The sequence below is a fragment of the Nonomuraea fuscirosea genome (assembly GCF_035917475.1).
In the GTDB taxonomy this organism is placed as follows: Bacteria; Actinomycetota; Actinomycetes; order Streptosporangiales; family Streptosporangiaceae; genus Nonomuraea; species Nonomuraea fuscirosea.
Genome location: NZ_CP109074.1, coordinates 1,639,699 through 1,662,108 on the forward strand (window position 1 = coordinate 1,639,699; position 22,410 = coordinate 1,662,108).

General features: G+C 70.9%; 22 protein-coding genes. 12 read left to right on the top strand and 10 right to left on the bottom strand.

All coding sequences use genetic code 11. From position 1 onward, the window contains the following. Positions 1 to 137: 137 nt before the first annotated feature. Positions 138 to 1,100: a protease inhibitor I9 family protein gene (locus OIE67_RS07345; RefSeq protein WP_326637898.1), complete on the bottom strand. Its 963-nt coding sequence runs from the start codon at positions 1,098 to 1,100 to the stop codon at positions 138 to 140. A 119-nt stretch (positions 1,101 to 1,219) separates the two neighbouring features. Here OIE67_RS07345 and OIE67_RS07350 point away from each other — a divergent pair, with 119 nt between their 5' ends. After that, positions 1,220 to 2,065, top strand: coding sequence for a hypothetical protein (locus tag OIE67_RS07350; protein WP_326637900.1), 846 nt, complete (start codon positions 1,220 to 1,222; stop codon positions 2,063 to 2,065). A 151-nt stretch (positions 2,066 to 2,216) separates the two neighbouring features. Here the strand turns inward: OIE67_RS07350 and OIE67_RS07355 are convergent, their stop codons facing one another. Genes OIE67_RS07355 through OIE67_RS07365 form a run of 3 tightly spaced genes read right to left on the bottom strand, consistent with a single transcriptional unit; the run spans position 2,217 to position 5,521 of the window. Beyond that, a complete protein-coding gene (locus tag OIE67_RS07355; protein ID WP_326637902.1) occupies positions 2,217 to 3,494 on the bottom strand; it encodes a D-arabinono-1,4-lactone oxidase in 1,278 nt (425 codons plus the stop codon). A gap of 47 nt (positions 3,495 to 3,541) precedes the next feature. Next, positions 3,542 to 4,264 carry a polysaccharide deacetylase family protein gene (locus OIE67_RS07360; RefSeq protein WP_326637904.1) on the bottom strand — a complete coding sequence of 241 codons (723 nt, stop codon included), beginning with the start codon at positions 4,262 to 4,264 and terminating at the stop codon, positions 3,542 to 3,544. A gap of 54 nt (positions 4,265 to 4,318) precedes the next feature. Beyond that, the gene (locus OIE67_RS07365) at positions 4,319 to 5,521 is read right to left on the bottom strand and encodes an MFS transporter (protein WP_326637906.1); all 1,203 of its coding nucleotides are present in this window, start codon (positions 5,519 to 5,521) and stop codon (positions 4,319 to 4,321) included. A gap of 92 nt (positions 5,522 to 5,613) precedes the next feature. Between OIE67_RS07365 and OIE67_RS07370 the strand changes: the two genes are divergently transcribed. Then, a complete protein-coding gene (locus OIE67_RS07370) occupies positions 5,614 to 6,849 on the top strand; it encodes a lytic transglycosylase domain-containing protein (protein WP_326637909.1) in 1,236 nt (411 codons plus the stop codon). A gap of 20 nt (positions 6,850 to 6,869) precedes the next feature. Here OIE67_RS07370 and OIE67_RS07375 read toward each other — a convergent pair whose 3' ends face one another. Beyond that, on the bottom strand, positions 6,870 to 7,838 hold the full coding sequence (locus OIE67_RS07375) for a ferrochelatase (RefSeq protein WP_326637911.1): 969 nt from the start codon (positions 7,836 to 7,838) through the stop codon (positions 6,870 to 6,872). Between the two features lie 11 nt (positions 7,839 to 7,849). Between OIE67_RS07375 and OIE67_RS07380 the strand changes: the two genes are divergently transcribed. Further along, complete coding sequence (locus tag OIE67_RS07380) at positions 7,850 to 9,871, top strand: S9 family peptidase (RefSeq protein ID WP_326637912.1); 2,022 nt, start codon at positions 7,850 to 7,852, stop codon at positions 9,869 to 9,871. Further along, positions 9,871 to 10,659: an inositol monophosphatase family protein gene (locus OIE67_RS07385; RefSeq protein WP_326637914.1), complete on the top strand. Its 789-nt coding sequence runs from the start codon at positions 9,871 to 9,873 to the stop codon at positions 10,657 to 10,659. The genes OIE67_RS07380 and OIE67_RS07385 overlap by 1 nt, the downstream gene beginning before the upstream one ends. Before the next feature lie 54 nt (positions 10,660 to 10,713). On the opposite strand, the gene OIE67_RS07390 is transcribed toward OIE67_RS07385, so the two are convergent. Beyond that, complete coding sequence (locus tag OIE67_RS07390; RefSeq protein ID WP_165974805.1) at positions 10,714 to 10,878, bottom strand: hypothetical protein; 165 nt, start codon at positions 10,876 to 10,878, stop codon at positions 10,714 to 10,716. Between the two features lie 235 nt (positions 10,879 to 11,113). Between OIE67_RS07390 and OIE67_RS07395 the strand changes: the two genes are divergently transcribed. From OIE67_RS07395 to OIE67_RS07410, 4 genes are all read left to right on the top strand, one after another. Then, entirely contained in the window at positions 11,114 to 11,767 is a 654-nt protein-coding gene (locus OIE67_RS07395; RefSeq protein WP_106234055.1) for a response regulator transcription factor, read from the top strand. Positions 11,768 to 11,805: 38 nt separating this feature from the next. Beyond that, the gene (locus OIE67_RS07400; protein WP_407674831.1) at positions 11,806 to 13,074 is read left to right on the top strand and encodes a sensor histidine kinase; all 1,269 of its coding nucleotides are present in this window, start codon (positions 11,806 to 11,808) and stop codon (positions 13,072 to 13,074) included. Positions 13,075 to 13,395: 321 nt separating this feature from the next. Then, on the top strand, positions 13,396 to 13,695 hold the full coding sequence (locus tag OIE67_RS07405) for a DUF4193 domain-containing protein (protein WP_090929286.1): 300 nt from the start codon (positions 13,396 to 13,398) through the stop codon (positions 13,693 to 13,695). Positions 13,696 to 13,785: 90 nt separating this feature from the next. Further along, positions 13,786 to 14,610 (top strand): hypothetical protein, encoded by an 825-nt coding sequence (locus OIE67_RS07410; protein ID WP_326637932.1) that lies wholly within the window; start codon positions 13,786 to 13,788, stop codon positions 14,608 to 14,610. A gap of 23 nt (positions 14,611 to 14,633) precedes the next feature. On the opposite strand, the gene OIE67_RS07415 is transcribed toward OIE67_RS07410, so the two are convergent. The 3 genes from OIE67_RS07415 to paaI are packed head-to-tail and all read right to left on the bottom strand — an operon-like array spanning position 14,634 to position 16,910. Then, the gene (locus OIE67_RS07415; protein ID WP_106234058.1) at positions 14,634 to 15,242 is read right to left on the bottom strand and encodes a TetR/AcrR family transcriptional regulator; all 609 of its coding nucleotides are present in this window, start codon (positions 15,240 to 15,242) and stop codon (positions 14,634 to 14,636) included. Between the two features lie 4 nt (positions 15,243 to 15,246). Further along, a complete protein-coding gene (paaK, locus tag OIE67_RS07420; RefSeq protein ID WP_326637935.1) occupies positions 15,247 to 16,545 on the bottom strand; it encodes a phenylacetate--CoA ligase PaaK in 1,299 nt (432 codons plus the stop codon). Further along, positions 16,542 to 16,910, bottom strand: a complete 369-nt coding sequence (gene paaI / locus OIE67_RS07425) for a hydroxyphenylacetyl-CoA thioesterase PaaI (RefSeq protein WP_326645247.1) — start codon at positions 16,908 to 16,910, stop codon at positions 16,542 to 16,544. Before paaI ends, paaK begins: the two co-directional genes overlap by 4 nt. 97 nt (positions 16,911 to 17,007) lie before the next feature. Between paaI and OIE67_RS07430 the strand changes: the two genes are divergently transcribed. From OIE67_RS07430 to OIE67_RS07445, 4 genes are all read left to right on the top strand, one after another. Next, positions 17,008 to 17,817 (top strand): 3-hydroxyacyl-CoA dehydrogenase family protein, encoded by an 810-nt coding sequence (locus OIE67_RS07430; RefSeq protein ID WP_326637937.1) that lies wholly within the window; start codon positions 17,008 to 17,010, stop codon positions 17,815 to 17,817. A 72-nt stretch (positions 17,818 to 17,889) separates the two neighbouring features. Then, entirely contained in the window at positions 17,890 to 18,837 is a 948-nt protein-coding gene (locus OIE67_RS07435) for an MBL fold metallo-hydrolase (RefSeq protein WP_326637939.1), read from the top strand. A gap of 335 nt (positions 18,838 to 19,172) precedes the next feature. Next, a complete protein-coding gene (locus OIE67_RS07440; RefSeq protein WP_326637941.1) occupies positions 19,173 to 20,711 on the top strand; it encodes an FAD-dependent monooxygenase in 1,539 nt (512 codons plus the stop codon). Positions 20,712 to 20,730: 19 nt separating this feature from the next. Beyond that, positions 20,731 to 22,164 carry an alpha,alpha-trehalose-phosphate synthase (UDP-forming) gene (locus OIE67_RS07445; RefSeq protein ID WP_326637943.1) on the top strand — a complete coding sequence of 478 codons (1,434 nt, stop codon included), beginning with the start codon at positions 20,731 to 20,733 and terminating at the stop codon, positions 22,162 to 22,164. On the opposite strand, the gene OIE67_RS07450 is transcribed toward OIE67_RS07445, so the two are convergent. Then, positions 22,097 to 22,381: a DUF4235 domain-containing protein gene (locus tag OIE67_RS07450; protein ID WP_106234069.1), complete on the bottom strand. Its 285-nt coding sequence runs from the start codon at positions 22,379 to 22,381 to the stop codon at positions 22,097 to 22,099. The two genes, OIE67_RS07445 and OIE67_RS07450, sit on opposite strands and share 68 nt — an antisense overlap. Positions 22,382 to 22,410 lie beyond the last annotated feature (29 nt).

Sequence of the window (22,410 nt, forward strand, 5' to 3'; positions counted from 1 at the left end):
CATTCTTCCCCCGGACCCTTGAGTCTCTCGCGTGTGCCGGTTGCCTGCCAGCACCGTACCCGGCATGTCCGAACATCGCCTTCCTGGGATAGCCCGCAGGCGTTGTGACGCCGGTCACATTTGTGGAATCCATCACTCTAGAGCCCGCCATCGCGCATGAGGAGGTTAGATGCCCTCGACGGGTTCTGGCGAATCGCGGCACGGGTGGGTGCGCACTTCAGCCACGTGGCGAGCGCGGCGGGGCCGGCTTCGGGGTGAAGTTCCAGGTGACGGGCGGCGGCTCCGGCGAGATACGGGGTGTGCGGAGAGTATGCCCGGCCGTCCGGAGTGACGTGACATGTGCCGGTGGATGAGGCTCCGACCACGAACACGCCTTTACGTACCAGCGACCGTGCGGCGCGGTCGAGGGCGGGGGAGCCGGCGCCGTCGATCGCCATGCTCGTCACGGCGGGTCCTCTGGCGTGCCTGCGGATCCAGTCCAGCCCGGCCAGGACGTCCGACAGCGTGCCCGAGCCGCCGCAGCCGAGCACCCGGACGGAGGCGAGGCCGGCCTCCGGCGCGACGCCGTGCGTACGGGAGGCGGACTGCGTGCCGTGGCCGCCGCAGTCGCGTCCGGTGCCGCCGGTGGCGTCGAAGGCCCGCCAGGCCCGGTCACCGAAGATCCGTCGGCCCCCGGTCTCCGTGCCCGTCTCGACGCCGCTGTCCACGACGTACACGGTGACGCCCGAGCCCTCGGCCTCCACGGCGTAGGGGCGGGAGGGTCTGGCGCCGGTCATGGGGCGGATCTGGCGGTCGGGCTCGATCGAGCGCACCCGCCGGTCGGCGCGCAGGTCGTCCAGCTCGGCGGCGGTGAGGAAGGTGGCGAAGCCGGGCAGCGCCGAGGTGTAGTAGCGGCGCACCCGCCAGCGCACCTCGCCGACGAGGTCGCGGGCGGCCACCCGGCTGCGGGCGATGACGATGTACGGGCGGGCGGGCTCGGACAGCGAGGGACGCAGGGCGAGACCCGAGGCGGGCGTCATGGCGGAGGGTACGGCGGTCGCGGCGGCCGTGGCCACGGCCGCGGCGAGGTAAACGGAGGGCAGGCCGAGTCGTCGGGGCACGAGCTATAAGGGTGCCTGTCGCGCAGGTCACAGGAACAACAGGACACGCACTCGCGTCTATTCACGAGACAGCTCTTTACCAATACCGAACGCATGACGAGGAAGGACTGAACCGGGGGATGAGTGACGGGCAGCGGAGGTTCGAGCTGAGCGTCCCACAGATCCTGGGCAGTGCCCTGGCCGCGGTGACGGCCGCGGTGGCCGCGTCGTACCTGGGCGTGGCGGGCACGGTGATCGGGGCGGCGGTCGTCAGCGTCGCCAGTTCGGTCGCGACGGCGATCTACACGCACTACCTCAAGCGCACCGGAGAACGGGTCAAACACCACACCCTGGTCCCGAAGGGGGGACGCGACCCCGAGCAGGGCGGCCTGCTGGCCGCCGCCGCGCACGCGACCCCGGCCGACCGGGAGACGACCCCGCACACGGCCTCGGGTGACGCTGGGAGCACGCTGGTGATGCCGGCCGTACACGGGCCGGGGCGTGGGCTGCCGTGGATGAAGGTCGGCGTGGCGGCGGCGACGGTGTTCGCGGTCAGCATGGGGAGCATCCTGGTCTACCAGGCGGTGGCCGAGCGGACGGTGCACGAGCAGGTCACCGGGAAGGCGCCGGTGAAGGCGCGCGAACACAGGACGCCGGTCACCCGCGAGCCGGAGAACCGGGCGCCCGCGTACCCGCCGCACACCCTCACCCACGAGCCCGCCACCCCGACCCCGACGCCCACGCCGACCCCGACGCCGACCCCGAGCAGGACGCCGGACGCGCGTCCCACGCCCACGCCCACGCCGACGCCCACGCGGTCGGAGCCGGTGGAGCCGTCACAGGGAACGACGGACGCGCCGCCGCAGGAACAGCCCGAGCAGCCGGACGGGACCGACGAGGCGCCGTCGGCCACCGAGGAGCCGTCTCCGCCCGCGGGCCAGGACGACTCGGAAGACCATCCCGCCGGCCGGGACGGCCTCTGGTGACCTGTCGTCCGGCCGGGGTGTGGTCCGTGGTGGCCGGCTGTCCGGCCGGCGACGGTCCGTGGTGACGAGTGGTGACGACCGGCTGTCCGGCCGGAGCGTCCCCTGACGACTCGCTCAGCGGCGGGATGGCGGGTCGGCGGGCTGAGCGGGGTCAGCCGAGCACGGTGTCCAGGTAGTCGTTGGTGAACAGGCGCCCCGGATCGAGGCGGTCGCGCAGGGCGGCGAAGTCGGCGTGGCGCGGGTACACCTTGGCCAGGTAGGCGGCTTCGCGCGTGTGCAGCTTGCCCCAGTGGGGACGCCCGTCCAGGCGGGTCATGATCTCCTCGACGCCCGCGAAGTAGGCGGGGTTCGGCGTCGGCCGATAGATGTGGCAGGCGACGTACGCCGTCGACCGCCCGTACGCCGTGGACAGCCACGCGTCGCTGGGCGGCGTCACCCGCACCTCCACCGGAAAGGTGATCTTCCAGTCCATGCGCCCGATCAGGTCCCCGGTCTCGCGCAGGGCCTGGGCCAGGCGCTCGCGCGGGACGGCGTACTCCATCTCCAGGAAGCGCACGTCCCGCCGCGCCGTGAACACCTTGTACGACGCGTCCACCGACTCCGAGTCGCCCAGCGCCGCCGCGCTGACGGCGTTGATCTTCGGGATGAACCCGGGGGAGCGGGCGCCGAGCGCGCAGGCGGCGCCGAAGAGGGTGTTCTCCAGGAACACGTTGTCCAGCCAGTGCCGCACCGCGCCGGGCGGCCGGGCCGGGCCCGGGCTGCGGTTGTTGGTCTTGACCAGGCAGGCGTCGGTGTGCGGCAGCCAGAAGAAGTCGAGGTGCTCGTTCGCCGCGGTCAGGTCGTCGAGCGAGCGCAGGATGTCGCTGAGCGCGAGCTTGCGCCGCCGGTTGTGCAGCAGGAACGCGGGTTCGACCCGGAACGTCACGGCCGTCAGGATCCCGAGGGCGCCGAGCCCCACGCGGGCCGCGTCGAAGAGGTCCTCGCCCGGTGCGGCGGTGGTCACGGAGCCGTCGGCGAGGACGAGTTCCAGCTCGGCGACCTGGTCGGCGAGGCCGCCGCTGTCGCGGCCGGTGCCGTGGGTGCCGGTCTGGATGGCGCCGGCGACGGTCTGCTCGGTGATGTCGCCCATGTTCGCCAGGGCCAGGCCGCGTTCGGCGAGCAGTTCGTTGAGCGCGCGCAGCGGGGTGCCGGCCGCCACGGTGACGAGGCCGTCCCCGTACGACCTGATCCCGGTCAGCGCGCCGGGGCGGAGCATGATGCCGTCGGTCAGGGCCACTCCGGTGAAGGAGTGGCCCGTCCCGATCATGCGGACGCGCCGCCCTGAGGCGGCGGCGTCCCGGACGGCGCGTACGACGTCCTCGACGGAGGCGGGGGTACGCACCTCGGCGGGGGTGCCCGACTGGTTGCGGGCCCAGTTCACGAAGGTCACGAGCACCCCTTGGAAAAGAGCATCGTTGCGTTAGACGCGAACGATACTCACTTCTCCCAGCCCTCCGGAACGGGGTAGATGTCGCCGGGCTCGAGGTTCTGGCTCTTGATCACGTCGGAGACCGTCACCAGGTGATAGCCCTTGTTCTTCAGCGTCTTGATGAGCGACGGCATGCCGTCCACGGTCTGCTTGACCCAGTCGTGCATCAGGATGATGCCGTTGGGCTTGGCCACGGCCAGCGTCTGCTTCTGGATGGCCTTGACATTCTTGGAGCTCCAGTCCTGGGAGCCGGCGGTCCACAGGATCATCGGCATGCCGAACTCGGCGGCGATGTCGGAGACCTGGAGGTCGGCCAGCCCGTACGGCGGGCGCAGCAGCTTGGGCTCGACGCCCGCCGCCTTCTTCACCGCGTCCTGGGTCTTCTGGATCTCGCTCTTGATGGTCCCGGCCTCGCTCTTGGTGAAGTCGGGGTGGCTGTAGCTGTGGTTGCCGAGCTCGTGGCCCTCGGCGACCATGCGCTTGACGTAGGAGGGGCGGCTCTTCACGTATTGGCCCTCAAGGAAGAACGTCGCCTTGGCGCCGTTCTTCTTGAGCGTGTCGAGCAGCGTGCCGGCGTACTTGCCCGGTCCGTCGTCGAAGGTCAGCGCGATGCACTTGACCTGCGAACAGTCGATGGGCTCCTTCTTGGGCGCCTGAGCGGACGCCGGCGCCGGGGCGACAGCGACGCAGACAGCCGCGATTGCTAGAAGTGATGTGATTCGTCGGGACATAACAAAAGCTTCCGGTGTGATGGGTGTTGCGAGGGATGTCCCGACGGTAGCGGATCACGCCTGCGACGGTGAAGGAGCCTCGGGAAGTCTCAGCAAACCCGAACCTCCGATTCCCACCGCCACGGCCAGGGCGGCGGCGCAGACGGAGAAGACGTACGCGCTGGACGCGCCGTACGACTCGGTGAGCGCCCCGCCCGCCCACGAGCCCAGCGCCACCCCGAACCCGATCGCGGTCGAGATCCAGGCCATGCCCTCGGTGAGCAGCGACTGCGGCACCATCCGCTCGGTGATCGAGAAGACCGTGATGAGCGTCGGGGAGATGGCGAACCCGGCCAGGAACAGCGCCCCCGCCATGATCCACGGACTGCCGATGAACATGATCGGCACCAGCCCCACCACGAACAGCCCGAGCGCCCTGACGAACCGCTTGCGCAGCGGGATCCGCCAGTTCCGCGAGCCGAACCACAGCCCCGAGACCATCGACCCGCCCGCGAACGCGGCCAGCAGGAACCCGGCGGCCCCCTTCGCGCCGTGCTCGTCGGCGAAGGCCACCGTGATCAGGTCGACCGAGCCGAAGATCGCGCCCAGCGCCAGGGAGACGCAGGCCAGCAGGGCGATGCCGGGAATCAGGATGGGCGAGCCCGCCGACGACCTGACCCCCTGCACGGGCGGCTGGGTGTCGTGCTGCGTGGCCAGCGCCAGGCTGCCGCCCAGCATGCACAACAGCGCCACGATCAGCCCCGCGTACGGGTTCACGCTGGTCGCCAGCACCGTGACCAGCGCGGGCCCGGTGACGAAGACGACTTCGTCGGCCACCGACTCGAACGCGAACGCGGTGTGCAGCCTGCCGGAGCCGCCGTAGATGACCGACCAGCGGGCCCGCACCATCGAGCCGATGGACAGTGAGGTGGCGCCCACGATGAGCCCGCTGGCGTAGAACGTCCAGTCGGACAGCCCCCACTGGGCGGCGACCATGAGGGCCGCCAGCGCGACCGCGTTGACGACGGCGAAGGGCGGGATCACCCGCCCTTGCCCGAACCTGTCCACCAGCCGGCCCGACAACGGCGCGGCGACGGCGAAGGCGACGTTGGTGGTGGCGGCGACCGCCCCGGCGGTGGCGTAGGAGCCGGTCAAGGTGGAGATCAGCAGGATGATGCCGATGCCGAGCATCGACATCGGCATCCGGCCGATGAGACCGGCCAGCACGAACGCTTTGACGCCGGGCCTGTCGAACAATCCCCGGTAAGGCCCGACCACGCTGTTTCCCCCTTACGCAAGCAGCTAACCATTGCGCACCGTATGTCCGGATGGCAAGTCGGTTTCGGGCGGGGTGAGTTAACGTGTCCCGGGTGTCGGGTCTTCCCTCGTTCCGTGCGGTCATGCTCATGGTCATCGCCGTGCTCGCCGCCACGGCGGCGGCCGGCGGGGTCGTCGTGCTCGTGGGCGACGACGTGGTCACCACCGCCCAGGAGCCGCCCGTACGCAGGCAGCCCAGCCCGCCCCAGTCGCCCGCGCCGCGCCTCGACGAGCTGGTGCCCACGGCGGCCCCGATCAAGGAGCCGGTCAAGCAGCCGGTCAAGGACCTCGCGCGATCAGGCGCCAAGGTCACCGCGACGCCGCCGCGCGTGCTGGCCATCGCCCCCGGCACCGTGCCCAAGCAGACCAGGTTCCGCCTCGGCGAGCTCGCCAGTGTGCGGAAGGCGACCGTGGTGGACGCGGGCGCGGTCAAGGTGTCGGGCACCACGATCAACCTGCTGGCGGTGGACCCGGCGGACTTCCGCTCCTGGACGCCGCAGCCCGTCGCCGACCAGCCCGCCGTGTGGCAGGCGCTGGCCAGGGGCGAGCTGGTGGCCGACGCCGCCGCGATGCGCAAGTTCGGCATGATTCTGGGCGCCATGTACCAGGTGGACGGCGGGCCCCGGCTGCGCGTCGCGGCCTCGGCCCCGCTCGGGCTGCACGGCGTGGACGGGCTCGTCAGCGCGGACCTGGGCCGGACGCTGGGGTTCGCGCAGGGCGTGGCGGTGCTGCTGCACGGCAAGGAGGGCAGGATCCGCGAGTCGGGCGTACGCCGGCTGCTCGGCAAGGGCGCCCAGATCGTCATGCTGGACGCCTCCGCCCGTGTCCCCAAGCAGCGGCAGCCGTCCCAGGACCAGCCGTCCCAGGATCAGCCGCAGCAGGGTCAGCCGCAGCAGGTCACGGTCGGCCGCCCCGGCAGCTACCTGGAGCTCTACAAGGCCTCGGCCACCCGCTGCCCCGGCCTGTCCTGGACGGTGCTGGCCGCGATCGGGCAGGTGGAGAGCAGCCACGGGCGCAACAACGGCCCTTCGAGCGCGGGCGCTCTCGGGCCGATGCAGTTCATGCCCGCCACCTGGAAGCACTACGGGGTCGACGGCGACGGTGACGGCAAGAAGGACATCTGGAGTCCGTACGACGCCGTGCCCGGCGCGGCCAACTACCTGTGCGCGAACAAGGCCGGCCAGGGCGGCGAGCGGCTGCGTAAGGCGATCTGGTTCTACAACCACTCGTGGGACTACGTGAACAAGGTCATGGGCATCGCCGAGGCGTACGCCCGCACCTACGCCTGAGCCGTGCCGTACGCCCGCGCCTACGCCTGAGCGGCGGCGGCCGTTTGGGGCCGGCGGCGCGGGGGCGGGCAGCAGGTGAGCGGGCACGGCGTCGGCTCCGGCTCCTCCAGCAGCTCGCGCACCATCTGGACGAACCGCGGATGGGTGCCCGCCGTCGCGGCGCGCTCCATCGGCAGGCCCAGCTCCGCCGCCACCGCCTTCGCCTCGGTGTCGAGGTCGTAGACGACCTCCATGTGGTCGGAGACGAACCCGATCGGCACCAGCACCACGGATCCGGCGTCGATCTTGCGCAGATGGTCGCACACGTCCGGCTCCAGCCACGGCACCTGCGGCGGGCCGCTGCGCGACTGCCACACCAGGTCCCACGGCTGGTCGCGGCCGAGCGCCCGGCTGACCAGCTCGGCGCTCCTGCGCAGCTGCGCCTCGTAGAGCCCGCCGGACGGCCCGGCCGTCTCGGCCATCGAGACGGGGATGCTGTGGGCGGTGAAGACGAGCCGCGCGTCGTCGCGCCCGAGCCGGTCGAGCGCCGCGCGGACGCGGTCGGCCATCGCGGCCACGAACCCGGGGTGCTCGCCGTAGTGGCGCATCTTGACCAGCTCGGGGCCGCCCTCGACGGAGATCCGGTCGATGTCCTCGTAGTACTGCCGGCAACTGGAGTAGCCGGCGAACGCGGAGGTGGCGAACACGGCCGCCTTCCTGACGCCGTCGTCCTTCATCCGGCGCACGGTGTCCTCGCCGAACGGGTGCCAGTTGCGGTTGCCCCAGTAGACCGGCACTCCGGCGACCGGGCGCAGCGCCTCGACCAGCGCGCGGTTCTGCTCGTTGATCGGGCTGACCCCGCCGAAGCTCTGGTAGTGCTCGGCCACTTCGAGCAGCCGCTCGCGGGGCACGCCCCGCCCGCGCACGACGTTCTCCAGGAACGGCATCACGTCGTCGGGCCCCTCGGGACCGCCGAACGACAGGACCAGCAAGGCGTCGTAAATTCCCACGTGACAACCCTATGCGGGAGTGCCTCCGGTCTCCTCCGCGAGGTAGGTTCGATCGGGTGAGCGCATTCAACGACATACGTGACTATGTGGCCATCCCCCGGGTTCTGTCGCTGCGGCTATCGCCCGACGGCTCCAGGCTCGTCTCCACCGTCCAGTCCCTCAACCCTGACGGCAAGTCGTTCGGCACCGCGCTCTGGGCCATTCCCGTGGACGGCGAGCCGTACCGGCTGACGCGCTCGGCCAAGGGTGAGTCCGCCGCCGTCTTCACCGCGGCCGGGGACGTGCTGTTCACCTCGGCGCGGCCCGACGTGACCGTCAAGGACTCCACCGACGAGGTGCCGTCGCTGTGGCTGCTGCCCCGCGCGGGCGGTGAGGCCCGCCAGGTGGCCGCCAGGCCCGGCGGCATCGGCGCCGTGCGCACGGCCGGCGACGTGGTCGTGTTCTCCTCCGACGTGCTCGACGGGGAGGAGGCGGCCGAACAGGACAAGCGCAAGGCCCGCAAGGACGCCGGGATCAGCGCCATCCTGCACGAGGGCTACCCCGTCCGGTTCTGGGACCACGACCTCGGGCCCGGCCGGCCCCGGCTGTTCGCGGCCAGGCTCGGCGCGGACCGCCTGGAGGACGTACGCGACCTGACCCCCGACGCGGGCGAGGCGCTGCGCGAGGGCGGGTTCGAGCTGACCCCCGACGGCGCCACCGTGATCACCACCTGGCGCGAATACCTGCCGAACGGCCAGTGGCGCACCGACCTGGTGGCCATCGACGTGGCCAGCGGCGAGCGGCGGCCGCTGCTCAGCGACGACGCCCACGACTTCACCGGCCCGCTGGCGGTCTCTCCCGACGGGAGCAGGATCGCCTGCTCGCGCGATCGGCACACCGGCTTCGACGTCTCGGCCCGCAGCGAGCTGTGGATTGCCGACCTCGCCACCGGCGAGGGCCGCGCGTACGCGCCCGACCTGTTCCCGATGGACCTCGAATGGGCGCCGGACAGCTCCGCCGTCTACCTCGTGGCCGACCACCAGGGCCGCCGCCCGATCTTCCGCGTCCCGCTCGACGGCGACGCGGAGAGGCTGACCCAGGACGACGCGGCCTACCTCGGGCTCAGCCCGTCCCCCGACGGCCGGTTCGTCTACGCGCTGCGCAGCGCCGTCAACCTCGCGCCGGGGCCGGCCAGGATCGACGCCGCCACCGGCGACATCGCCGACCTGCCCACGCCCGCGCCGCGCCCCGAGGTGCCCGGCACGCTGACCGAGATCTCCGCCACCGCCGACGACGGCGCCACCGTCCGCGGCTGGCTCGTCCTGCCCGAGGGCGCCTCCGCCGCCGACCCCGCGCCGTTCCTGCTGTTCATCCACGGCGGCCCGGTGGCCTCCTGGAACGACTGGCAGTGGCGCTGGCAGGCGTGGATCATGGCCCAGCACGGGTACGCCGTCCTGCTGCCCGACCCCTGCCTGTCCACCGGCTACGGCCAGGAGATGATCGACCGCGGCTGGGGCAACTGGGGCCCGCGCACCCAGGCCGACCTCGACGCGATCGTGGACGTGGCCCTGGCCAGGGACGACATCGACAGCGAGCGCGTCGCCGCGCTGGGCGGCTCGTTCGGCGGCTACATGGCCAACTGGCTCGCCGGCCACACCGACCGCTACCAGGCCATCGTCACCCACGCCTCGCTGTGGCACCTCGACCAGTTCGCCGGAACCACCGACGCGGCCATGTACTGGCAGCGCGAGTTCGGCGTACCCGGCGGCGAGCGCTACCAGCTGCTGTCGCCGCACCACTCGCTCGACAAGATCACCACCCCGCTGCTCGTCATCCACGGCGACAAGGACTACCGGGTGCCGATCGGCGAGGGCCTGCGGCTGTGGTGGGACCTGCGCCGCACGGAGGTGGACTCGAAGTTCCTCTACTTCCCCGACGAGAACCACTGGATCCTCAAGCCGGGCAACGCCGTCGCCTGGTACGAGACCGTGCTCGCCTTCCTCGCCCAGCACGTGCTCGGCCAGGAGTGGAAGCGTCCGGACTCGGTGGCGTGATGACGGACTTCCTGAGACTTGCCGAGGACATCGCCCGCGAGGCGGGGGAGATGATCCTGGCCAAGCGGCCGACCATGTCGGCCGAGATCGAGACCAAGTCCAGCCCCACCGACGTCGTCACCACGCTGGACAAGGCGTCGGAGGAGCTGATCCGCGACCGCATCCTGTCGGCCAGGCCCGGCGACAGGATCCTCGGCGAGGAGGGCGGCGAGGCGCCCGGCGAGTCCGACGTGCGCTGGATCGTCGACCCGATCGACGGCACGGTCAACTTCCTGTACGGCCTGCCCGACTGGGCCGTGTCGATCGCCGTGGAGGTCGAGGGCCAGGTCGTGGCGGGCGTCGTCAACGTGCCGGCCCGCGGCGAGGTCTACACCGCGGCGCTCGGCCAGGGCGCCTGGCTCGGGCACGAGCGGCTGCGCTGCAACACCGGCGTGCCGCTGGCGCAGGCACTGGTCGCCACCGGGTTCGGGTACTTCAAGGAGCGGCGGGCCGTCCAGGGCGAGGTGGTGGCGCAGGTCGTGCCGCGCGTGCGTGACATCCGGCGCGGCGGCTCGTGCGCCATCGACATGTGCTCGCTGGCGGCGGGCCGGGTGGACGCCTACTACGAGCGCGGGGTCAACCAGTGGGACTTCGCGGCGGCCGGGCTGGTGGCCACCGAGGCGGGCGCCAGGCTGGGCGGGCTGCACGGCAGGCCGGTCAGCCCCGACTTCGCGCTGTGCGCGGCCCCGGGACTGTTCGAGGAGCTGCACGATCTGCTGGCAGGGCTGAACCCCGAACGTGACGCCTGACGAAGGTGTCGGGAGCGAAACGGCCGGAGCCTGGCTCCGGCCGTTTCGCGTCAGCTAGCGGGGCAACGGGATGCCGTGATCGTCGGCCAGTCGTCGCAGGTCCTCGATCTCGGCGGTGAGGGTGTCGGCGAGGTAGTCGTCGCCGACGCTGCGGGCCTCCCGAAGGCCCTTGTAAGCCTGGTCGAGGCGGTGTTCGATCGTGGTCGTGAACTCGCCCATCTCACCTACTCTCTGGGGGTTCGATCCGTGTGGGGGGCGAAGTTACCCCATTGCCGGATGAAGACTGGGCAATGGGTGTCCCGCAGGCATACCCCAGGTTGTCGCCTTCCGAAACATGAAATTCTCCTGGCGCCGTCTCTCCCGGGGTCAGCTCGTCCCGAACATGCCTTACCGTGCGCTTATCGAGGTGGTGGGCACAATGAGGGCCCAGAATCGGGAAAGAGGTGTGCCAGGCGTGCGAGTGCTGGTGGTTGAGGATGAGCGGGTGCTCGCCGACGCGATCGCGACGGGGCTGCGGCGCGAGGCGATGGCGGTCGACGTCGCCTACGACGGCGGCGGCGCGCTCGAACGGACCTCCTACATCGACTACGACGTCATCGTGCTCGACCGCGACCTGCCCGTCGTCCACGGCGACGAGGTGTGCCGGCGGCTGGTCGAGCAGCGTACGGCCTCACGGATCCTCATGCTGACCGCGTCCGGCGACGTGGACGACAAGGTGGAGGGGCTCGGCCTCGGGGCCGACGACTACCTCGCCAAGCCGTTCGTCTTCGTCGAGCTGGTCGCCCGGGTCCGCGCGCTCGGCCGCCGTTCGGCCCCCGCCCTGCCGCCCGTGCTGGAGCGCGGCGGCATCCGGCTCGACCCGGGCAAGCGGCTGGTGGAGCGCGACGGCAAGGAGGTCGTGCTGACGAAGAAGGAGTTCGCGGTGCTCGAAGAGCTGATGCGGGCCGAGGGCGCCGTCGTCAGCCAGGAGGACCTGCTGGACAAGGCCTGGGACGAGAACATCGATCCCTTCACCAACGTGGTCCGCGTGACCATGATGACGCTGCGGAAGAAGCTGGGCGAGCCTCAGGTGATCGAGACCGTGCCCGGAGTTGGGTACAAGTTGTGACTGAAAGGCCAGAACGCGAGGCTGGGCCGACGCACCCCATGATCAGCCCGCATTCGGCGCGGAAGACGACGCGGGTGCAGGAGGCGCCGCCGCCGCCGACGGGGCCGCCCGCATGGGACGGCCCCCCTCCGCCTGCGCGGCAGCCCGTTCAGCGCTCCACCATGGAACGTGTGAAGGAGCTCCCCGCCAAGGTCAGCATCCGGTGGCGGCTGACACTCACCTACGGCACGCTCGTGTTCGGGGCCGGGGCGGTGCTGCTCATCTCGGTCTACGCCATCGTCGGCACGGCCATCAGCACGGCCTGGCCGACGATCGATCTGGGCCTGGGCCCCTACGAGAACGAGCAGTTGCAGAACCGCTGGCGCCAGTTCCAGGAGCTGGCCATCGCCAACGCCCGTGACGGGCTGCTCGGCAGCGCCCCCTTGGCCCTGGTGGGCGTGGGGATCCTGGCGCTCATCATCGGCTACTTCGTGGCCGACCGGGCGCTCAAGCCCGTCGCGCAGATGACCGCGACCGCCAAGAAGCTCTCGGAGAGCACGCTCGCCCACCAGCGCATCGCCCTGGAGGGCCCGGGCGATGAGCTGAAGGAGCTGGCCGACACCTTCGACGCCATGCTCGCCCGGCTCAACGTCGCCTTCGACACGCAGCGCAGGTTCGTGGCCAACGCCTCGCACGAGTTGCGTACGCCGCTGACCATCAACAGGACGGTCCTGGAGATCGCCCTGTCCGATCCCGAGGCGTCCGAGGACCTGAAGGCGCTCGGGCGTACCCTGCTCGAAGTCAACGCGCGCAACGAGAAGCTGATCGAGGGGCTGCTGCTGCTCGCCAGGAGCGAACGCGAACTCGCGGTGCGTAAACCGCTCGACGTTCAGGAAGTCGCGCAGACGGCCGTGGAACAGGTCACGCCCTTCGCCGAGGAGCACGGCGTAACCGTCACCACCGAACTGGTCAGCGCGCCTACCGTAGGCGATCCGGTGCTCCTGGAGCGCTCCGTGAGCAACCTGCTGGAGAACGCGGTCAAGTACAACGTTCCCGAAAACGGAAAAGTATGGATCCGGACGGGAATGGCGGACGGTGCCTTGGTTGTTCAGGTGGCCAACACGGGGCAGCACGTCCCGGCGTACGAGGTGAACAGCCTGTTCGAGCCCTTCAGGAGGCTCCATGCGGACCGCGTCGAATCGGCCAAGGGATCAGGGCTCGGGCTGTCCATCGTCCGTGCGGTGGTACAGGCGCACGGCGGAAATGTGACCGCCGTGCCACGCGAAGGTGGAGGCCTTGTCGTGACCGTCAGACTGCCGAGGCGCTGACACTCGTGGCGTTCCGGCGCGTTCGTCCGCATGTTGATGCGCGTGTTGAGGCACGGGGGGCGTCTCATTCGCGCCGCACATGTGGTTGGATGTGCCGTCGAACACGGTGGTGCATGACGCCAAGGCTGTGGGTTTCGCCATATTTGGCTAACCATTGCCGTCGGCAGCAGGCCCTGACGTGTTGGGAGGTTCGTTGTTCGTTTCCGCGGGGTACCGATGGGAAATCTCCCCGACGGAACGGGCACAAGATGGGCTTCCCGGACGTTAGAAGACGCGCGATGAGCGCGAAGACATATAGCTGAGGGGGATGGAGTAAGCACAATGGCTACCGACTACGACAGCCCGCGCAAGACAGATGACGACCTGGGGGAGGACAGCCTTCAGGAACTTCAGGCGCGGCGCACGGACAAGTCGTCCGGCAGTATCGACATCGACGAGACCGATCTGGCCGAGTCGCTCGAACTGCCCGGCGCCGACCTGTCCAACGAAGAGCTGTCCCTGCGGGTGATCCCCCGTCAGGCCGACGAGTTCACCTGCTCACGCTGCTTCCTGGTGCATCACCGTAGCCAGCTGGCCTCCGAGAGGAACGGCCAGCAGGTCTGCCGGGAGTGCGCCGCCTGATCATCTGGAGCGAGCAGGCTCGGGGAGATGGCGAGGACCGGCATCGGTTCATCCCTGAGCGATCGCGACCAAGAGACATGGAGGCATCGCGTGGCCGTACCGGAGAAAGACCGTCAACCAGGCAGTGAGGTCGCCGACCCCGAGAACGAGGTCGGCGAGCTCGTAGGCAGGCTCACCGCGCCAGGTGAGCTCGAGCCGGCCGAGCGGCGCAGGCTGCTCGGCCGACTAGCCCGGGCGCTGTCCACCGGGGCCAGGAAGGCCCGGGAGACCGGCGCGGGCCGTGGCCGCTGGCTGGCGGACGTCTTCCTCAACATCGCGCCGCGCATCCCGATCCGGGACCTGCACACCCTCGCCGAACATCATCACGGCCTGACCGGCGAGGAGCTCGCCGACGACCTGGTGCGCACCGCCCAGAAGGCCACGATGACGGTCGGCGCCATCGGCGGAGCACTGGCAGCGGCCGAGTTCGCCGCACCACCCCTCCTGCTCTCCGCCCCCGCCCAGCTCGTCGCGGAGACCATCGTCGTCGCGGCCATCGAGGTCAAGCTGCTGGCCGAGCTGCACGAGGTCTACGGCGTCCGCGTCCAGGGCACCGGCACCCAGCGCGCGGTCGCGTTCACGGCCGCCTGGGCCAAACAGCGCGGCGTCGACCCGCTGGCCCCCGCGTCCGTCTCCCTGGCGCTCGGTGCCGCCACCAAGACCGCCCTGCGCAACCGGCTCATGCGGACGCTGGGCCGCCACCTGACCACCTTCGGGCCCTTCCTGACCGGCGCGGTCGCGGGCGGCGCGCTCAACCGCATGGCCACGAAGAAACTGGGCGAGGCCATCCGCGCGGACCTGCGCGTCAAGCTGCCCTCCGGCGATGCGTCCGGCGCGGTCGGCTCCGCGACGCCCCAGGACCAGCTCGACGCCTGAGCGCGCGGCTCGGCAGCCGGCCGTCAGGCGGCCGGATCGACGCGCAGGCCGCCGAAGGTCATCTTGAGCAGTGCGTCGGCCAGATCGTCCGCCGAGGCGCCGCGGGCCGGCTGGTACCACTCGGTGATCGAGTTGACGGAGCCGAACAGCAGCCGCGTCACCAGCCCCGGATCCACGTCCGCCCTGATGCTGCCCTCCGTCGCCGCCTCCGTGACCAGGCGGCTGATGAACCGGTCGAACTCCCGCCGCCGCTCCAGCGCCGCCAGCTCCGTCCCGCTGTTGCCGCGCACCCGCAGCAGCAGCGTCACGTACGGCAGCCGGTCGATGAGCAGGCGCACGCTCTGGCGTACGACCCATTCCAGCCGCTCGATCGCCGCCCCCGAGGACGCGCGCTCGTCGGCCACCATCTCGAACAGCCCGTCGAGCGCCCGGTCCAGCGCCCGCGACAGCAGCTGCTCCTTGCCCGGCACGTGGTAGTAGATGGCCGACTTGGTCACGCCCAGCGCCCTGGCCAGGTCTTCCATGCTGGTGCCGTCGTAGCCGCGCTCGTTGAACACGCCCACGGCCGTGGCCAGCACGGACTCGGGATCGTGGCCCCGCCTGCGCTGCCGGGTGGGGGTCGGAGTGGCCATATGGCTAAGTATCCCGCTTGTCGATGACTCGTCTGAGCTTGCCGACCGACCGCTCCAGCGTCTCGGGGTCCACCACCTCGACCTCCACGCTCACCCCGACGGTGTCCTTGACCGCCTGGCGCAGCCGTTCGCCCGCCTCGTCCCGCCCGTCGCCGAGCCCGGGGCGCGCCTCGACCCTGACCGTCATCACGTCGAGCCGCCCGGGGCGGGTGAGGTGCAGCTGGAAGTGCGGCGACAGGCCCGCCACACCCAGCACGACCTCCTCGATCTGGGTCGGGAACACGTTCACGCCCCGCAGGATGATCATGTCGTCGGTACGCCCGGTGACCTTCTCCATCCGCCGGAAGGCTGGCCTGGCGGTGCCGGGCAGCAGCCGGGTCAGGTCGCGCGTGCGGTAGCGGATGACCGGCATGGCCTCCTTGGTCAGGCTGGTGAAGACCAGCTCGCCCACCTCCGCCGGCTCACCGGTGAAGGGGTCGACGGTCTCGGGGTAGAAGTGGTCCTCCCAGACGTGCAGGCCGTCCTTGCTCTCGACGCACTCGTTGGCCACGCCGGGGCCCATCACCTCGGACAGGCCGTAGATGTCGACGGCGTGCAGGTCGAAGCGGTCCTCGATCTCCAGGCGCATCGGCTCGGTCCACGGCTCGGCGCCGAAGATCCCGATCCGCGGCGAGGAGGCCCGCGGATCCAGGCCCCTGGCGGTGAACTCGTCCAGCAGCGCCAGCATGTACGACGGCGTCATCATGACGATGTCGGGCCTGAAGTCCTCGATCAGCATCACCTGCCGCTGGGTCATGCCGCCGGAGACGGGCACCACCGTGCAGCCCAGCCGCTCGGCCCCGTAGTGGGCGCCCAGCCCGCCGGTGAACAGGCCGTACCCGTACGCCACGTGCACGATGTCGCCGGGCCGCCCGCCGGAGGCGCGGATCGAGCGGGCCATGACCTCCGCCCAGACGTCCAGGTCGCCCTGCGTGTAGCCGACCACGGTCGGCCGGCCGGTGGTGCCGCTGGAGGCGTGCACCCGGGCCACCCGCTCGCGGGGGACGGCGAACATGCCGAACGGGTAGCTGTCGCGCAGGTCCTGCTTCGTGGTGAACGGGAACTTCGCCAGGTCGTCGAGCTCTTTGCAGTCGTTCGGGTGCACCCCGGCCCGGTCGAACTTGTCCCGGTAGAGGGGGACGTCGCGGTAGGCGTGGTCGAGGGTGCGGCGCAGGCGTTCCAGCTGGAGCGCCTGCAACTCGTCGCGGGACACCCGCTCGATCGGGTCGAGCTCGTGGGGTGCGGGGGGATCGCCAAGTCTCACTTCAGCTCCCGGCTCCGGCCGCGGAACTCCGCGACCACGTGACCGTCGGGTCGGCGCACGGTGATGTCGTAGATGCCGCTGCGGCCGAAACGGGTGCGCTCGGCCGCCTCGGCCACCAGCACGTCGCCCGCGTGGGCGGGGGAGACGAACGTGATCTCCGCCCCGGCCGCGACCGTGACGGGGCCGTGCGAGTTGCACGCGCACGCGAACGCCGTGTCGGCGAGCAGGAACACGTAACCGCCGTGGCAGAGACCGTGACCGTTGATCATCAGCTCGGTCACGGTCATGCGGCACACCGCCCGGCCCGCGCCCAGCTCCGTCAGCTCGATGCCCAGGGCGGCGGAGGCGGTGTCGGCGTCCATCATGCGACGCGCGCTCTCCAAGGAAGGTCTCCCTTGTCAACTGACCGAATGTTCGGTAAACAAATCATCGTCGGGACTTCCATGTCAAGAGGGTGAATCCATGAGGGTGGCGGTGATCGGCGGAGGGCGCATGGGCGCCGGGATCGCGCAGGTCTTCCTGGCCGCGGGCGAGCGCGTCACCGTGCAGGAGCCGCAGGCCGAGGCCGCCAGATGGCGCATCGCGGAAGGGCTGGCCATCGCCGAGTCCAAGGGCGCGGTCGACAAGGCCGAGGCGCTGGCCAGGCTCACCATGGGCCCCGTGCCAGGGGACGCCGACCTGGTCGTCGAGGCGGTGCCCGAGGACGCGGCGCTGAAGGCCGAGGTGCTGGCCGAGGCCGAGTCGGCCGTCCAGGAGGGGGCGCTGCTGGCCACCAACACCAGCTCGCTGTCCATCGCCGAGCTGGCCACCGTGCTCGACCGTCCCGAACGCCTGGTCGGCCTGCACTTCTTCAACCCCGTCCCGGTGCAGCGCCTGGTCGAGATCGTCGTCACCAAGGCCACGCCGGGCGAGGTCCTGGAGCGGGCCAGGGGCATCGTGGCGGGCATCGGCAAGACGAGCGTCGTGGTGAACGACTCGCCGGGGTTCGCCACCAGCCGGCTGGGCGTGCTGCTCGGCCTTGAGGCCATCCGGATGATGGCGGAGGGCGTGGCCACTGCTGACGACATCGACACGGCCATGACGCTCGGCTACGGCCATCCCATGGGGCCGCTCAGGCTCACCGACCTGGTCGGTCTGGACGTGCGGCTGGCCATCGCCGAATACCTGCACGCCAGGCTCGGGCCGCGCTTCGAGCCGCCCGCGCTGCTGCGCGACAAGGTCGCCGCCGGTGAGCTGGGCCGCAAGAGCGGGAAGGGGTTCTACGAATGGTGACCGCGTCCCCGACGAGCTGACCCTGGTCCGGGTCGCGCGTGGCCGCGTCACGCCCGAGCGGGAGGAGAAGCGATGGCCAAGCCGTTCGCCTCGTCGGCGGACCTCGGCGAGAAGAGGCAGTCCCTGGAGGTGCTCGCCCCGGGCGTGTACGCGCTCACGGCCGAGGGCGACCCCAACGTGGGCGCGATCGAGGGCGAGGACTTCCTCGTCTGCTTCGAGGCGCTGGCCACGCCGGTGGCCGCCCGCGCCTGGCTGGCCCGGCTGCGCGAGCACACTGACAAGCCGGTCCGCTACCTGGTGCTGTCGCACTATCACGCGGTCAGGGTGCTCGGCGCCTCGGCGTTCGGCGCCGACCTGATCGTGACGCACGAGAGGACCCGCGGGCTGATCGCCGAGCGCGGCGAGCAGGACTGGGCCAGCGAGTACGCCAGGATGCCCCGCCTGTTCCAGGAGCCGGACTCGATCCCCGGCCTGACCTGGCCGACGGTGACGTTCAGCGACCGGTTCACCATCGACCTCGGCGGCGGGCGCGGCGACCTGGTGCTGCAGTACTGCGGGCGCGGGCACACCGAGGGCGACCTGGTGGCCTGGCTGCCGCAGCAGCGGATCATGTTCGCCGGCGACCTGGTCGAGTCGCAGGCCGCCCTCTACACCGGCGACGCCTTCCACCGCGACTGGGCCTCCTCGACGCTCGACCGGGTGGCCTCCTTCGGCGCGGAGACGCTGGTCGGCGGCAGGGGCGCGGTGGCGAGGGGTGAGGCGGGCGTGGCCGCGGCCATCGGGCAGACCCGCGACTTCCTCACCGTGATGCTGCACGAGACCCGCGCCGCCGGGTCGCTGAAGGAGGCGTTCGAGCGCACCCACCGGGCCCTGGAGCCCCGTTACGGCAAGTGGCCGATCTTCGAGCACTGCCTGCCGTTCAACGTCTCCAGACTCTGGGACGAGCTGCACGGCGTCGAGCGGCCGCGGATCTGGACCGCGGAGCGCGACCGGCAGGTGTGGGACGAGCTGCAGTCTTGACATCCTCCCCCTCCTGGAGGAGGGGGATTCCCACGGTCGCCCGTGAGGTTTCCTGCTTCATCGCCGGTCGCCCGCCCGAGAAGGGATCTCTCGTTGAGGTCTTACACCAGCTCCACAGGCGTTTCACCTCTCCGCCAGCCCGGCGGCGAAGGTATGTCCGATCAGTATTCCGGAGGCTTGGTCATCGCCGCCGTGGAACACACTATCGACCTTCGCGGCATCGCGCCGCGTTGTGACGGCGGTCCGCCTGGCGGCGCATCGCCTGCCCCTGTCCTGCTCCGCAGGGGTCCGATTCCTCCCCTGCCTGAAGGCGACGGTTTCCTCGGAGGTTTCTGATGAAGGACGAGGCGCAGGTCATCGTCATCGGCGCGGGCCCGGTCGGGCAGAGCGCCGCGCTGCTGCTGGCCCGCTGGGGCATTCAGGTGCTGGTGCTCGACCAGCGGCCGGGCCGGGCCCGCGGCGGCTCGAAGTCCATCTGCCAGCAGCGCGACGTGCTCGACATCTGGGCCGCCGCCGGGGCGGGCAAGGTGGCCGAGGAGGGGCTGGCCTGGACCACGGCCCGCACCTACTACCGCGACCGCGAGCTGTTCTCCTGGACGTTCGAGCGCGAGGGGCCGCTGCCGGCCTGCGTGAACATCTCCCAGACCCGCACCGAGCAGATCCTCGACGAGGCCATCGCCGCCCAGCCGCTCATCGAGGTGCGCTGGGAGCACGAGGTGACCGGCCTGACCCAGGACGCCACCGGCGTCACCGTGCGCTGCGGGCAGCGGCTGCTGCGCGCCCCCTACGTGCTGGCCTGCGCGGGGGCCAGGGCGCAGGCGGTGCGGGGCGCGCTCGGGGTCGCCTTCACCGGGGAGACGTACGAGGACCAGTTCCTCATCTGCGACATCAAGGCCGACCTGCCGGGCTGGGAGAACGAGCGGCGCTTCTACTTCGACCCGATCTGGAACCCGGGCAGGCAGGTGCTCATCCATCCGTGCCCCGGCGGCACGTACCGGATCGACTGGCAGATCGCGCCCGACTTCATCCCGGCCGACGCCGACATCGCGCGCAAGGTCCGGCAGGTCGTCGGGGACCGGCCGTACGAGCTGCTGTGGCACAGCACCTACCGCTTCCACTCGCGGGTCGCCTCCCGGATGCGCGTCGGCCGGGTGCTGCTGGCGGGCGACTGCGCCCACCTGGTGGCGCCGTTCGGGGCGCGGGGGCTCAACTCCGGCGTGCCCGACGCCGAGAACGCGGCCTGGAAGCTGGCCTTCGTGCTCAACGGGTGGGCGGGGGAGGAGCTGCTGGAGTCGTACCACGCGGAACGGCACGCGGCGGCGCTGGAGAACCTGGAGGTGACGACCGCGACCATGCGCTTCCTCGCGCCGGCGAGCGTGGAGGAGCGCATGCGGCGGCGGGCCGCGCTGGAGGGCGGGCGGGTGGCCGAGGTCGACTCGGGCCGCTTCGCCGAGCCCTTCTGGTACGCCGACTCGCCGCTCACCACGCCCGAGCCGTCGCGGCCCTTCCTGGGCCGGCCGCCGAAGGGCGCGCTGTGCCCGCCCGCGCCGGGCGTCATCCTGCCCGACGTCCTGGTGCCCGGGGGGAGGTTGCGGCAGTTCACACGGGATGGATTTCTCGTGCTATTGGGTGATATGTGCGATTCGAGTTTGTTTGTGCAGGTCCTGGGCAAGGTCATGAGGGCGCCGCTCGCCGTACGCGGGCTCGCGGAGATGGACGGGACAGGCTCGCTCGCTGAGAGGCTCGGCGCGGGGCCCGATGAGGCATGGCTCATCAGGCCCGACTCCCATATCGCCGCGATCATCCCCCATGCGGGGCCTGAGCCGGTGGCGGTCGCCATGAGCCGCGCGATCGGCGGCTCACCTGACATGTGACCCCCAAGAGGAGGACTGCGTGAGTGGCCGTAGCTCGTTTCTGATCGTGGCGAACCGGTTGCCCGTCGACCGGACGCTCGAGCCTGACGGAACGGCCTCGTGGCGCAGGAGCCCCGGAGGACTCGTCACCGCGATAGCCCCGGTGATGCAGCGCCGTCACGGAGCCTGGGCCGGCTGGCACGGAGCGCCCGACGAGAAGCTCGCGCCGTTCGAGCAGAACGGCATGAGCCTCATCCCGGTGCCGCTGTCGGCCAGTGAGGTGGAGCTCTACTACGAGGGCTTCTCCAACGCCACCCTGTGGCCGCTCTACCACGACGTGGTGGCCACGCCGGTGTTCGACAGGAAGATGTGGGACGCCTACCGGATGGTCAACCAGCGCTTCGCCGAGGCCGCCGCGGAGGCGGCCGACGAGGGCGCGGTCGTGTGGGTGCAGGACTACCAGCTCCAGCTCGTGCCCGCCATGCTCCGCAGGCTGCGGCCCGACCTGCGGATCGGGTTCTTCCTGCACATCCCGTTCCCGCCGACGGAGCTGTTCTGGCGGCTGCCGTGGCGCAAGGAGCTGGTCGAAGGGCTGCTCGGCGCCGACCTCGTCGGCTTCCAGCTGCCCGGCGGCGCGTCCAACTTCCGCCGGCTGTGCCGCCGGCTGCTCGGGCTGCCGTACAAGGGGAACGAGATCTTCCTCGACGACCGGATCGTGACCACGCAGGCGTTCCCGATCTCCGTGGACTTCGCGCAGCTCGACTCCCTCGTCCGCGAGCCGAACATCGTGGCGCGGGCCAAGGAGATCAGGATGGAGCTCGGCGACCCCGAGCACGTGCTGCTCGGCGTGGACCGGCTCGACTACACCAAGGGCATCGGGCAGCGGCTGGAGGCGTTCGGCGAGCTGCTCAACGACGGGCGGCTGCGGCCCGGCGAGGCCGTGTTCGTGCAGATCGCGACGCCCAGCAGGGAGCGGGTGGACGAGTACCGGCGGCTGCGCGACGACATCGAGCTGCAGGTGGGCCGGATCAACGGCGAGCACGCCCAGCTCGGCTACCAGCCGGTGTGGTACTTCCACCAGTCCTACAACCACGAGGAGCTGGCCGCGCTCTACCTCGCCGCCGACGTCATGGTCGTCACGCCGCTGCGCGACGGGATGAACCTGGTGGCCAAGGAGTACGTCTCCTGCCACCACGACCTGCACGGCGGGCTGGTGCTCAGCGAGTTCACCGGGGCCGCCGACGAGCTGCGGCAGGCCTACCTGGTCAATCCTTACGACGTGGAGGACGTCAAACGCCAGATGCTGACGGCGATGCGGGCCACGCCGCACGAGCTGGCCCGGCGCATGCGCACGATGCGCCGCCGGGTCGCCACCTACGACGTGGACCGCTGGGCGAGCGAGTTTCTCACTGCCCTGGAGTCACCTGCCGCAGAGCCTTCCACGCGTCGTAGCGCTTCTTGGCGGTCCGGTTGACCACGATCTGCGCCACCGACATGCCCACCCCCATGACGACGGCGTAACCGATCGCCTCGCCCATGCTGACCTCGGGCGATTCCGTGTCGATGGGCGGCTCCTTGCCGGTCGCCTTCTTCCAGGCGAACGCGAGGATCTTCCGCGCCCCCCAAGCGGTCACCAGCCCCACCAGGCCGCCCACGACACGCCAGGCGATATCGGGCTTGTCCTCCGCCATGTCGATCTCCCTTCCCCTTTGTAACGAAC

What these genes read in the sequence shown, in the direction of transcription:
- OIE67_RS07350 (WP_326637900.1), top strand. Translation starts at nt 1,220, where the DNA reads ATGAGTGACGGGCAGCGGAGGTTCGAGCTGAGCGTCCCACAGATCCTG.
- OIE67_RS07360 (WP_326637904.1), bottom strand. Translation starts at nt 4,264, where the DNA reads ATGTCCCGACGAATCACATCACTTCTAGCAATCGCGGCTGTCTGCGTC.
- OIE67_RS07380 (WP_326637912.1), top strand. Translation starts at nt 7,850, where the DNA reads ATGCGGGAGTGCCTCCGGTCTCCTCCGCGAGGTAGGTTCGATCGGGTG.
- OIE67_RS07385 (WP_326637914.1), top strand. Translation starts at nt 9,871, where the DNA reads ATGACGGACTTCCTGAGACTTGCCGAGGACATCGCCCGCGAGGCGGGG.
- OIE67_RS07390 (WP_165974805.1), bottom strand. Translation starts at nt 10,878, where the DNA reads ATGGGCGAGTTCACGACCACGATCGAACACCGCCTCGACCAGGCTTAC.
- OIE67_RS07400 (WP_407674831.1), top strand. Translation starts at nt 11,806, where the DNA reads ATGATCAGCCCGCATTCGGCGCGGAAGACGACGCGGGTGCAGGAGGCG.
- OIE67_RS07405 (WP_090929286.1), top strand. Translation starts at nt 13,396, where the DNA reads ATGGCTACCGACTACGACAGCCCGCGCAAGACAGATGACGACCTGGGG.
- OIE67_RS07415 (WP_106234058.1), bottom strand. Translation starts at nt 15,242, where the DNA reads ATGGCCACTCCGACCCCCACCCGGCAGCGCAGGCGGGGCCACGATCCC.
- paaI (WP_326645247.1), bottom strand. Translation starts at nt 16,910, where the DNA reads ATGATGGACGCCGACACCGCCTCCGCCGCCCTGGGCATCGAGCTGACG.
- OIE67_RS07430 (WP_326637937.1), top strand. Translation starts at nt 17,008, where the DNA reads ATGAGGGTGGCGGTGATCGGCGGAGGGCGCATGGGCGCCGGGATCGCG.
- OIE67_RS07435 (WP_326637939.1), top strand. Translation starts at nt 17,890, where the DNA reads ATGGCCAAGCCGTTCGCCTCGTCGGCGGACCTCGGCGAGAAGAGGCAG.
- OIE67_RS07440 (WP_326637941.1), top strand. Translation starts at nt 19,173, where the DNA reads ATGAAGGACGAGGCGCAGGTCATCGTCATCGGCGCGGGCCCGGTCGGG.
- OIE67_RS07450 (WP_106234069.1), bottom strand. Translation starts at nt 22,381, where the DNA reads ATGGCGGAGGACAAGCCCGATATCGCCTGGCGTGTCGTGGGCGGCCTG.